This is a genomic window from Bacteroides sp. MSK.18.37 (assembly GCF_019129155.2).
In the GTDB taxonomy this organism is placed as follows: Bacteria; Bacteroidota; Bacteroidia; order Bacteroidales; family Bacteroidaceae; genus Bacteroides; species Bacteroides ovatus.
Genome location: NZ_JAHOIB020000001.1, coordinates 5235972 through 5247289, shown reverse-complemented (window position 1 = coordinate 5247289; position 11318 = coordinate 5235972). Strand labels below are relative to the sequence as shown.

Annotated in this window: 11 protein-coding genes; 6 read left to right on the top strand and 5 right to left on the bottom strand. The window is 43.7% G+C overall.

Annotated elements, in window-relative coordinates; all coding sequences use genetic code 11:
• Nucleotides 1-8 precede the first annotated feature (8 nt).
• Together KSX81_RS20190 and KSX81_RS20185 are read right to left on the bottom strand one after the other, a co-directional pair.
• Nucleotides 9-830 carry an MBL fold metallo-hydrolase gene (locus tag KSX81_RS20190; RefSeq protein WP_004321297.1) on the bottom strand — a complete coding sequence of 274 codons (822 nt, stop codon included), beginning with the start codon at nt 828-830 and terminating at the stop codon, nt 9-11.
• 406 nt (nt 831-1236) lie between these two features.
• The gene (locus KSX81_RS20185; protein ID WP_004321298.1) at nt 1237-1776 is read right to left on the bottom strand and encodes a flavodoxin family protein; all 540 of its coding nucleotides are present in this window, start codon (nt 1774-1776) and stop codon (nt 1237-1239) included.
• A gap of 194 nt (nt 1777-1970) precedes the next feature.
• Here KSX81_RS20185 and KSX81_RS20180 point away from each other — a divergent pair, with 194 nt between their 5' ends.
• From KSX81_RS20180 to KSX81_RS20155, 6 genes are all read left to right on the top strand, one after another.
• The gene (locus KSX81_RS20180; protein WP_004304055.1) at nt 1971-2660 is read left to right on the top strand and encodes a Crp/Fnr family transcriptional regulator; all 690 of its coding nucleotides are present in this window, start codon (nt 1971-1973) and stop codon (nt 2658-2660) included.
• Between the two features lie 136 nt (nt 2661-2796).
• Nucleotides 2797-3633: an AraC family transcriptional regulator gene (locus tag KSX81_RS20175; protein ID WP_004304056.1), complete on the top strand. Its 837-nt coding sequence runs from the start codon at nt 2797-2799 to the stop codon at nt 3631-3633.
• A gap of 376 nt (nt 3634-4009) precedes the next feature.
• Nucleotides 4010-5083 (top strand): alpha/beta hydrolase, encoded by a 1074-nt coding sequence (locus KSX81_RS20170; RefSeq protein WP_115484076.1) that lies wholly within the window; start codon nt 4010-4012, stop codon nt 5081-5083.
• 9 nt (nt 5084-5092) lie between these two features.
• Nucleotides 5093-6286 (top strand): MFS transporter, encoded by a 1194-nt coding sequence (locus tag KSX81_RS20165; RefSeq protein WP_118032045.1) that lies wholly within the window; start codon nt 5093-5095, stop codon nt 6284-6286.
• The gene (locus tag KSX81_RS20160; protein ID WP_217725650.1) at nt 6283-7122 is read left to right on the top strand and encodes an aldo/keto reductase; all 840 of its coding nucleotides are present in this window, start codon (nt 6283-6285) and stop codon (nt 7120-7122) included. Before KSX81_RS20165 ends, KSX81_RS20160 begins: the two co-directional genes overlap by 4 nt.
• Before the next feature lie 40 nt (nt 7123-7162).
• On the top strand, nt 7163-7924 hold the full coding sequence (locus KSX81_RS20155) for an NADPH-dependent oxidoreductase (RefSeq protein ID WP_115484054.1): 762 nt from the start codon (nt 7163-7165) through the stop codon (nt 7922-7924).
• Nucleotides 7925-7990: 66 nt separating this feature from the next.
• Here the strand turns inward: KSX81_RS20155 and KSX81_RS20150 are convergent, their stop codons facing one another.
• From KSX81_RS20150 to KSX81_RS20140, 3 genes are read right to left on the bottom strand one after another with little or no spacing between them, the layout of a single operon-like run.
• Nucleotides 7991-9271 (bottom strand): alginate export family protein, encoded by a 1281-nt coding sequence (locus KSX81_RS20150; protein ID WP_115484053.1) that lies wholly within the window; start codon nt 9269-9271, stop codon nt 7991-7993.
• 29 nt (nt 9272-9300) lie between these two features.
• Nucleotides 9301-10092 (bottom strand): cytochrome c biogenesis protein, encoded by a 792-nt coding sequence (locus tag KSX81_RS20145; RefSeq protein ID WP_004297090.1) that lies wholly within the window; start codon nt 10090-10092, stop codon nt 9301-9303.
• Entirely contained in the window at nt 10089-11312 is a 1224-nt protein-coding gene (locus KSX81_RS20140; protein WP_217725649.1) for a cytochrome c biogenesis protein ResB, read from the bottom strand. Before KSX81_RS20140 ends, KSX81_RS20145 begins: the two co-directional genes overlap by 4 nt.
• Between the last annotated feature and the right edge of the window lie 6 nt (nt 11313-11318).

Genomic DNA, 11318 nt, shown 5'->3' with positions numbered 1-11318 from the left:
TTATAAATTTATTCCGATAAATCGGTTTGAATTAGTTTTCCCGTGTAATTATAAAATGTGCTGTCACCAAAGTCCTTGTAAAAGAAGGCATATTTATCCACTCCCGTACAATGACAAACGCCAATCTGTCGGGGAAGATATTCCTGTAAATAATCTGCAATGACCTGATATTTTTGTTTTTCCGCATTATGGATATGAAAACCTCCCAAAAGTAACTTACAAGGAGATTCGGGAAAGGCAGCCTGAACCGTACGCAAAATATTGGTTATTCCCCGATGAGAACAGGCACTTAATACGGAAAATCCTTCCGGTTCCACCAATACCACCGCCAATTCATCCTGAAAAGTATCCGGTATTTTGCATCCATCTTCTTGCTGAACCAAAAAACGTTCAAAATGGGTATCTGCCTGATTTATAATATCAATAGAGGGAAAAAGGAAAACTCCGGGAAGCAGTTCGATCTGCTTTGTAATAAAGCGGAAACGGGAACGATCGAGATTTTGTGTATGCATCATCCCGTTCTCACGTTCATCCTTGAATTTAGGAGAAAAAATCTCACGCTTACAGACAACGGTTGCCTGCGTATTCAATTCCAAAAAATAACGTAGTCCGCCCGTATGATCGCTATGACCATGAGATAATATCAAATAATCGACTTTTTGCAAGTCAATATGCAACAAGCGGGCGTTACGGATAAACAAGTCGGATGCTCCCGTATCGAAAAGTAACCGATGTCCCGATGTCTCAATATAAAGAGAAAGACCATGCTCTGCCTGCAATTTACGTCCATAGACACAATTCTCCACAAGAGTCGTTATTTTATAGCCCATGACACTTAGTTAGTTATCAAACGAATTATACAAAATAAAAAGTTCTGCCACAAAATTATAATAATTCTGTGGCAGAACAAGCAATCCAGTCAATTAAGTAATCGTAAAAAGGGGAAAAAGGTGAGGGTAGTGAGGGAGGAATTGCAACCTTTTATTTTTATATTTTATTTTTTCCTATCTATATTTTCTCTAAAAAAAAACACGAATGTTAGAAATCCTCCCTCACTACCCTCACCTTTTCCCCTCTTCTTATAAAAAAAGACGGCGGAAAATCTGGAAAACATAACCGTCTTTTCCAGATTTCCCGTCAGGTTTTAAAAGTTAAGTTCAAAACTATATCTCAAATATTCGAACAAATCCATTTATCATATTCTTTATGAATATCTTTAATATGGAAAACAAACAGTTACACCATCTTTCCCATATTATATGCTTCCTGCATGTAGGGAGTATCTTTAATCTCTCCTACTTTCCATGCACCGATTCCATAGACCGTCCCTTTTTCCAGTGGTCCTTCCAAGCAATCGAGGAAGCCACGGAAGCCGTCGATAGTACGCTCCATCATTGCTTTATCGTTTTCTGCTGCCGCAATAATGAAATAAAATTCCTTATTGGTTATTTCCGTATAACGTGCGCAACAGCGGTCAATCATTATCTTCATCTGCCCGCACATGGTGTAAAAATAGACCGGGGTTGCCATTACAATCACATCGGCAGCAATCATCTTCTCCACGATTTCCGCTGCATCATCCTTCTGCGGACAAGGTTTACCGTACATACTGCAAACACTGCATCCCGTACAAGGATGAACCGTTTTGTCTTTCAGAAAAATCTTCTCTACTTCATTGCCCGCCTCAATAGCACCTTTCATAAATTCATCACAAAGCAAATCCGAATTACCACCTTTACGTGGACTGGACGAAATTATCAAAACTTTTTTAGCCATAACTTTCTTTTATTACTTTCATCTTTCAGAATTAATCAGTCTTTTTACTCTGCAAAAATAGACAATTTATAACATAGCGAATGTATATAAATTACAGAGAAATATACCCAGATTACAGATTCAAACATAACAAAAGATTTTTTCTACCAATATTTAATTTATATCTTTGTCCACAATACGAACAACATGATACAATGAAAAAAATACAACTGACCGACACACATAAAGAAAAGCTGTTTCAAATCCCCCTTTTCCGGAATTTGCCCTTAAACATTAAAGAATCCCTATTGGAGAAACTAGATTTCGTAGTCTATATAGCAAACAAGAAAGAGATAGTTGTTACGCAGGGAACGCCTTGCAACAAACTGTATGTGTTGTTGGAAGGGAAATTGCGCACGGATATTATCGACGGACTGGGAAATGAAGTGATGATTGAATATATCATTGCGCCACGCACTTTTGCCACTCCACATCTTTTTAGCTCGGACAACACATTGCCGGCTACTTTCACTGCCCTTGAGGACAGTGTGATACTTATGGCAACAAAGGATTCTACCTTTAAAGTTATCAGCCAGGACCCGCAAGTATTGCACAATTTTCTCTGCATTGCAGGCAATTGCAATATCTGTACCGTATCACGTCTGAAACCACTCTCCCGCAAGACTGTCCGGGAAAGATTTATCGTTTATCTGTTCGAGCACAAGAAGAAAGATTCCCTGATAGTGGAGATTACACATACGCAATCCCAACTTGCCGAATACCTGAATGTATCACGTCCCGCCTTATCGAAAGAAATTAATAAGATTATCAAGGAAGGGCTTATCACTATGGAAGGGAAACGGGTGGAAATTTTGAATAAGGCCGCTTTAGAGAAATTCATATAATAAAGAAACAGGGGCAGGGTTGAAACTAAGGAATAATTTGGCTCTTATATCGAAAACAAGTTAAATATATAAATGAGCCGAAGAGAAATAAAACTGTTTTTGCTATATTTGCAATCAGAAAGAAAAGCAAAAAAATATGACAGATGAACAATTAGGGCAAATGAAGCTTATCTTCAATTACAACGATGTATTCTACAGCTTCTTCTATGATGACCTCAGCGGCTGCGTACATCGCTCCCGCGAATATGCCATCAATTACGTCTATTCGGGTGAGATGATTCTCGACAATGGCAATGAGCAAATTCATGTCGGAAAAGGCGAATGCGTCTTCATACCGCGCGACCATCACATTACGATGTACAAGAAGACGAAAGATGGTGAACGCTACTGCGGTATCTTCCTGATGTTCACACGTCGTTTCTTACGTGAAATGTACGGTAAGTTGGAACAACGTAAAGTACCGACCAATACCGCGAAACTCAATTCCGGAGTGATAAAACTTCCGAAAACGGCCGAACTCGCCAGTCTGTTCGCTTCGATGACGCCCTACTTCGATCCGAAGGTGAAACCTGCGGATGACCTGATGCAACTGAAATTGCAGGAAGGTCTGCTCGCATTATTACATATCGACAAAAAGTTCGCGCCGACGCTTTTCGACTTCAATGAACCGTGGAAAATAGATATTCTGGAATTTATGAACGAGAACTACATGTACGAGCTCACGATGGAAGAGATGGCACACTACACGGGACGCAGCCTTGCCACATTCAAACGGGATTTCAAGAAAATCAGCGACCTCACTCCCGAAAAATGGCTTATCCGTAAACGACTCGAAGTAGCTTACGCCCTGATGAAAGAGGGCGGCAAAAAGGTCGTGGATGTTTATGCCGAAGTCGGTTTCAAGAACCCGTCTCACTTCTCAACCGCCTTCAAAAAACAGTACGGTATGCCGCCGACCGCCACATTCGTGTAAATCGGAGCAAAATATATTGAGTTTTTTAATTAAATTATTTAAGCCTCACTGCGACATCGCAGTGAGGCTTTCACATCAACTTACAGCTTGTTCCTTACAGTAACCTTACGGTAAGGGCAGCCCTGATAATTTACCGGAAAATATAGAGCATACAATCTTCATAGCAATGTGTATGCTGATGCCATATTGTCCATCGCCAAACTTGATTATCATAAATTCAGAACTACTTTTCCAGCCATTTGCATGGAGCTTTTAAGAAAATAGATAGTTGAGCTTTTGAGTAACTCCTTTTGAGCCCGACAATAATGTGCCGCTTATTTTATAGCCGTACCTTTGCAATATGAAATAGAACAATAACCATTTAAATAATAGAATGATGAGAACAGCGAATTTTAAATCCGCAGCTATCGCAGCCTTGTTAAGTATGGGGTTGCTTACCGGCTGCACGAACGGTATTACAAATCAAAAAACAAGTAATCATATGGACACATTGAATCTTACACAGGAATGGGACAAAAAGTTCCCACAGAGCAACAAGGTTAATCATCGTAAAGTAACCTTCAAAAACCGCTATGGCATCACACTTGCCGCCGACTTGTACGAACCCAAGAATATCGAAAGTAAAGTCCCTGCCATTGCCGTTAGCGGCCCTTTCGGGGCTGTGAAGGAACAGTCATCGGGACTTTATGCGCAGACAATGGCCGAATGCGGATTCCTCACCCTTGCGTTCGACCCCTCTTATACGGGCGAGAGCGGTGGCGAACCCCGTAATGTGGCATCGCCCGACATCAACACCGAAGATTTTAGCGCGGCAGTGGATTTCCTGATTGCACACCCCAATGTAGATGCCAAACGCATCGGTATCATCGGCATCTGCGGATTCGGTGGTATGGGACTGAATGCCGCGGCAATGGACACGCGCATCAAAGCAACAGTAGCTTCTACAATGTACGATATGAGCCGCGTGAATGCCAACGGCTATTTCGATGCCGAGGACAGTGCCGAAGTACGCCGCAACAAACGCGAGGCGATGAATGCTATCCGGACCCGTGATGCACAGAACGGCACGGCCACTCCCGGTACGCCCGGTCTGCCCACTAGCATCAAGGGCGACGAGCCGCAATTCGTCAAAGACTACTTCGATTATTACAAGACTGAACGTGCTTTTCACGCCCGTGCCATCAATTCTAATGGTGCATGGAACCCCACGATGGCTCTTTCGTTCATCAATATGCCATTGTTAACCTATATCCACGAGATTGATAATGCTGTATTGCTCATTCACGGCGAAAATGCCCATTCGCGTTATTTCAGCGAGGATGCCTTCAAACGCCTCAAGGGCAACAACAAGGAGTTACTAATCGTTCCCGGAGCCAACCACACCGACCTTTACGACCGGAAGATTCCGTTTGACAAACTGGAAGCATTTTTCAAGTCAAACCTCAAATAAAATAAAAACATGAGTATATCAACTAAAAATAAGCATAACCACTTGTTGATGTTCATCCTCACACTCGGAGTATTCGGAATATTGAATACTGAAATGGGAGTAGTGGGCATCATCCCCATCATTGCCGAAACCTTCGGTGTTACGGTGCCGGATGCGGGTTGGACGGTCAGCCTCTTTGCGCTGATCATTGCCTTCTCTGCTCCCGTCGTACCGTTACTTTTTTCACGGGTAAACCGTAAAACGGTCATGGTGCTCGCCTTGTCCGTGTTCGTGATTTCCAACCTCGTTTCGGTCTTCACGACGAACTTTACCGTACTGTTGATAACCCGTGCGATTCCGGCATTCTTTCATCCGCTCTATGTATCCATCGCTTTCTCAACCGCAGCCTCTTCCGTTAGTCGGGAGGATGCTCCGAAAGCCGTTTCCAAAATCTTTGCCGGAGTATCGGCAGGAATGGTGCTCGGAGTGCCCGTGACGAGCTACATCGCCAGTGAATTTTCATTCTCTGCAGCAATGGTATTTTTTACCGTTGTTAATACATTTGTACTGCTCGCCACTATTTTCCTCATACCGTCCATGCCCGTTAAGGAACGGTTATCGTATGGCACACAACTCAGCGTTTTGAAAAAGCCCGTATTGTGGAACTCCTTCCTTGCGGCATTACTGATGAATGCAGCCATGTTCGGATTTTACAGCTACTTGTCCGATTACCTGATAACGGTTACAGATGTCTCCTTCAAGGTAATCAGCCTTCTGCTGTTTGTTTACGGCATGGCAAATATCGTCGGAAATATCGCAGCCGGAAAGTTGTTGGCACAACATCCTTTCGCCACGTTGAAATACGTACCTGCCATCATGGCGATACTTTATCTCGTACTTTACGGACTAGGGAAACTGACCATACCAACGTCAATCGTCATTCTGATATTGGGAATATTCGCAGGTATTGCAAATAACGGGAATCAATTCATGGTATCTACGTCGGCAACCGAAGCACCCGATTTTGCCAACGGATTGTTCCTGACCGCCGCAAATCTCGGAACAGCGTTGGGAGCGGCAATATGTGGCATGTTCATAACTGTATGGGGAACACAATCATCTCCGTTGGGAGCTGTGGCATTCCTGCTTGTCGGAGTGGCAAGCATTATTATCAGGAATAGCTTAATGAGCCGCAATAAACACATAATGGCAGTGACAATATGAAGAAAACAGAACGACCAATAATCACTTTCCCGAATGGACAAACTGTTTGTCCGTTGGGACAAGGCACATGGAAAATGGGACAATCCGCCGCACGGCGGCATGAAGAAATACGGGCATTACAACATGGCATCGAGCTGGGAATGAACCTTGTCGATACTGCCGAGATGTACGACAACGAGGAACTGGTAGGCGAAGCTGTCCGCGACTGTAGAGAGAAAGTGCTTCTCGTGAGCAAAGTTTTACCGAGTAATGCAAGCTATCGTGGAACGAAACTCGCCTGTGAACGAAGTTTGCTGAAGCTCGGAACGGAGTATATCGACCTCTACCTGTTGCACTGGAAAGGACGCCATCCTTATGAAGAAACCGTTCGGGCGATGACCGAATTGCAACAAGAGGGAAAAATCCGTTTATGGGGTGTCAGTAATATGGACACAGCCGACATGGAACGTATTGTTTCACTGTCCGGTGGAAGCGGCTGCGCCACCGATCAGGTACTCTATAACCTCGGCGACCGGGGCATAGAGTTCGACCTCATGCCGTGGTGCGCTGCCCGTAGAATGCCGCTTATGGCTTATTCGCCCATCGGAGAAGGACGACTTCTGCGCCACCCTACATTGGTGGAAATCGCCCGGCGACACGATGTATCGCCTGCACAAATCGCATTGTCGTGGACGATGCGTCAGCCCGGTATCATTGCCATACCCAAAGCCGGTAATGTAACCCATGTGGAAGATAATTTCCGAAGCCTTTCCATTCATCTGACAGAGGAAGATTTGCATGATTTGGATACCGCGTTTCCCGCATCGGCACGGAAAATACCATTGGCAGGTTGGTAATAACATGAAATGCTATAAATTATGAACTATAATAAGAAAAATGAATAAAGTCATAGATAGTATGCTGGCACATCGTTCCATCCGTTCATACACCGACAGAACGGTAAGTGATGAAGATTTAAACTCCATCATCCGTGCCGTACAAGCCGCACCGAACTGGGTAAACCTGCAACTCGTTTCCATAATTGCAGTAAAGAATACCGACCATAGAAGACGTTTAGCCGAATTATGCGGAAATCAGGTACACATTGCCGAAGCTCCCGTATTCCTCGTGTTCTGTACTGATTACCATAGGGTGGCTCTTGCCTGCCATAAGAAAGAGCAAACGCTCGATGAAGTAATGCAGGACATTGACACATTGCTCGTGGGAGCTCATGAAGTCGGTATCGCTCTCGAAGCGGCTGTCGTGGCTGCCGAATCATTGGGATTGGGAACAGTCCCTATTGGAGATGTACGTAAAAATGCGCTGGAAATTGTCCATGAATTGAAACTTCCGGAATATGTCTTTCCTATGTTGGGATTATGTATCGGCTACCCCGCAGAAGAACCGGGATTAAAGCCTCGTTTTCCACAACAGGCTGTCTTTTTCGAAGAGACATATAAGACTGATTTAAAAGATAAACTCGCTGAATATGACGTTATCTACGCCCATTATCTTAAAGAACGTCCATGGAATAATCGTGTAGGCAACTGGACAGACCTGGCAGCTGATTTCTACCGACATCCGTTTCATTACAAAGGAGTTGCGGATGCCTTAAGTCAACAGGGATTTACCTCGGCTAAAAGCAGATATTCGGTATAGAGATCAAAGTCCTAAAATCCCGGTCAACATAAGTCAACCGGGATTCTCATCATTCTGTTTATTTCTCTACCATTTAGTGAAAAATACTTTCGGATTGATATTCAACGATACCCATCCCCAATCCTGCCAGCTTTTATGATTGCCGGTTTTCACAGCGTCCATCGTCTTCGTACCACGCATAAAAGAATATCCGGCAGAGAGTTTCACATCTTTCATGATCGACCAGTTTATCTGATAATCGACTTCCGAACCTAATGATTTCTTTAAATCCTGAACTTTAACTGCTGTACTAAAATAATGGTAATTAAGTTCCATATCTACCTTGCCAGATAGACGGAAACGACCTCCAATACGAGCATCCATCAATCCCGGTGCATAACCGTTTGCAAATGTAGAAGCATAAAAATAATCCATTGCTCCATAGAATTTATGATGGGTCCCATAAAGAGGATCAAAAGCCTTATACTTACCGCCATTTCCTTTATCACCGCTTAAATAATCAAAACTAGCCACGGCTCCCCATGTCTGATTAAACGTATAGGCGGCTTGTATGCTACCCATCAAAGCTGAAACTTTCTCCGCAGCTTTATTCTTACCCATCTGATAGTAGAAAGCACCATCCAGATTCCAGTTACTATTCTTATAAGTGAGGTAAGTACCCATTGTTTGTAAATAGCGGGTATGAGAATCATCCGTGGCTTTATCACCCGTTTCCAATCCCAGATTCATAAACAATAAAGAAGCTCCGAACGGAACATTATCCGCTTTATAATGATACCAGACGGTTTGCATATTCTTATAAGGCTGTCCGGTAGAAGAATCATAGTAAGTACCTCCACTTGTTCTATTGTCATTATTCTGGTTAAAAGCAAGAATCAGATGGACTTCATTATTTTTGTTGGCATATCCCAGCTTCAATGCATCGTGGTAACGGCCCGCTACATTCCAATCCAGTCCTCCCAAAATACGTTCATCATCATAAATCAATGACTGACGTCCCAGTTGAGCAAAGAACCCTTCACCAAAGTTCAGTTTCGCCCAAGCCTCATTCAACATAAAACGCCCATTCTTCTCAATCTGCGGGTCTTGTCCCCAAACACCGACATGCTGTGCCGACATCTTTAGTTCCAGATCCGAACGTTTATAATCCATCGAGAGGCGTGCACGGTTATTGATGAAAGATGTAGGAGCTACCCCTTCATCCCGTGGAGTCAATGCACCATTCCGATACTCCGCACGAGGTCTGATTTGCATAGACATCGTAAATTCATTCTCTTTCTCCGTGTTTTGTGTATATGCCATGCTTGGCAATAGCATAAGCAAGAATGACCAATAAGGTGTTTTCATTGATATTGAAGTTTAAGTGATTCGATATTTCAATTTAAATTATAAGTATGCACACTGACTCCTTGCGCGGCCGGAAGGTAATTGATTCCATACCAGCACATTTGCAACAGGACAAATGATACTAACAGAATAATCAACGCAGGACGTGCCTTCAATGGCTTGCCCAATCTGAAATGGATATACACCAGATAAGCGAACCAGGTAGCTGCCGCCCAAGTCTCTTTCGGGTCCCAAGCCCAGTAATGTCCCCAGGCTTCTTTTGCCCAGATAGCTCCGGTAAGCATACCTAATGTCATAAATGCCAGACCTACATAGGTGAGGTTGTCACACAAATCCATTTCTTTCCGTTCAATCTCCTTCTTTTTGAACCAAAGCAGATAGACGGCCATCACCGTCGCCGCTCCCAACATAGCATAAGCAAACATATACACAATGACATGAGGGGCAAACCACGGGCTTTGCAAAGCAGGCATCAACGTCTTATTATGAATCTCCGGTTTGAAGATATTGATACAAATAAAGACCAATGAAAGGATGCAACTGAAACTTAAAATCCATTTATACTTCCAGCGTGCATAGGTTATCAATCCCGCCAACGGAAGGAAGAAAGAATACCACAGCCGTGTCTCTCCCATTGTCCGCATCGGAGGACGTTCTAATGAAATCCACATTCCGATAATGAAACTGAAGAAAATAGCCAGACCTAAGAAAGTAAATCCATAAGCCCATCCCGTTTTTGTACCTTTCCAGGCAGCAAAAGCTCCCAAAGCCCAACAAACCAGTGCGGCTATTGCAAATAGTATAAAGTATTCCCAACTCATGCTTTGTCCTCCTCTTTCCTCTTTTGTGCGCTGACAAACAGACAGATGGCTCCTGCCATCATCATTATTATTCCTGTGTAAACAACCGGCAACCACGGATCGCGAACCAACTCGAAGACACTGATATCGCTCCATCGTCCCTTTGTTTCATCGTAACTAAGTTGATAAATTTTCCAACCTTCTATCTCCATCGGGCGGTTCACTTCAATGGTTCCTCCCGTGATCGTTCCTTCTTGTGTGTAAATCTTCACTTCCGATACAAATCGCTGCGGTTCCCGTTCCGGCATTACAATACTGGTTAAAGAATCCAGCCGGATTGCCTTATAGGGAAAAAGAAAACTACCGCAACTTACCCATCCCTCTTTGGTTGTTTGATTCTTCTGATTGACTGCTTTCAGATAGACAGCATAAGTCGCTCCCATCGAATGAAATTCAGTAAACTTCAAAATATCTTCGGTAGCCACAGAAGCAGCCATCGGAATAGATTGCTCAATAGTTAGCTGCCAGTCCTGCAAGCTGCCATTTGTCACTCCCTCTTCCAACAATACATGTACAGGAGATTTTTCGGGAAGCGTACGGCCGGTTTCATTATCAATCAACATCAGTTTCGGAGGATATTCGTCGATAGTGAAATCCTTCAGTTCGATAGCCAGCGGAAGTTCAATCAGTTGACCTTTATCATCCGTAGCCCGCCATTCGGCACTTCCCATCCGGGTTGTCATTTTCAACCTTTGCATATCGGCATTTCCCAAAGTGGCTGTTATCAGTGCAATAAACAATCCGATATGATTCAGTAGGAAAGAAATCCTGCTGATCTTCAAAGAGAAACCGGTGCGAAGGATTGTCAGCCCCAAGGCGGTGACCATCCAAAAGTAGAGCAGGACAAAAGGCCAGGAAGAAATCATCTGCGAAAATCCCAGCAGATCAGCCGGAGCATGACCGGAAGGAGCCTGCCGGATCAGTCCCATCACTACCGTCATGCCGACCACCCACAATAGAGACGAGACAGCAGCGGAATAATGACTCAACCATCCGAATAAATAGACACGTTTGCGAAGAAGGTGCATGGCTACCAAAGCAATGATATAAACCACTAACACAATCACATTGACCGGACAGGCAAACAGGTCCCAATGTATGGCTCCCACTGTCATTTGCAGCAATAGCCCTATCACCAGTAATCCTGCGCCAATCACCAGCCCTTCTTTATAGCTCCACATATATAA

Bases quoted from the DNA above. Each gene is read 5' to 3' on its own strand.
- KSX81_RS20190 (WP_004321297.1), bottom strand. From the start codon at position 830: ATGGGCTATAAAATAACGACTCTTGTGGAGAATTGTGTCTATGGACGT.
- KSX81_RS20185 (WP_004321298.1), bottom strand. From the start codon at position 1,776: ATGGCTAAAAAAGTTTTGATAATTTCGTCCAGTCCACGTAAAGGTGGT.
- KSX81_RS20180 (WP_004304055.1), top strand. From the start codon at position 1,971: ATGAAAAAAATACAACTGACCGACACACATAAAGAAAAGCTGTTTCAA.
- KSX81_RS20175 (WP_004304056.1), top strand. From the start codon at position 2,797: ATGACAGATGAACAATTAGGGCAAATGAAGCTTATCTTCAATTACAAC.
- KSX81_RS20170 (WP_115484076.1), top strand. From the start codon at position 4,010: ATGAGAACAGCGAATTTTAAATCCGCAGCTATCGCAGCCTTGTTAAGT.
- KSX81_RS20165 (WP_118032045.1), top strand. From the start codon at position 5,093: ATGAGTATATCAACTAAAAATAAGCATAACCACTTGTTGATGTTCATC.
- KSX81_RS20160 (WP_217725650.1), top strand. From the start codon at position 6,283: ATGAAGAAAACAGAACGACCAATAATCACTTTCCCGAATGGACAAACT.
- KSX81_RS20155 (WP_115484054.1), top strand. From the start codon at position 7,163: ATGAATAAAGTCATAGATAGTATGCTGGCACATCGTTCCATCCGTTCA.
- KSX81_RS20150 (WP_115484053.1), bottom strand. From the start codon at position 9,271: ATGAAAACACCTTATTGGTCATTCTTGCTTATGCTATTGCCAAGCATG.
- KSX81_RS20145 (WP_004297090.1), bottom strand. From the start codon at position 10,092: ATGAGTTGGGAATACTTTATACTATTTGCAATAGCCGCACTGGTTTGT.
- KSX81_RS20140 (WP_217725649.1), bottom strand. From the start codon at position 11,312: ATGTGGAGCTATAAAGAAGGGCTGGTGATTGGCGCAGGATTACTGGTG.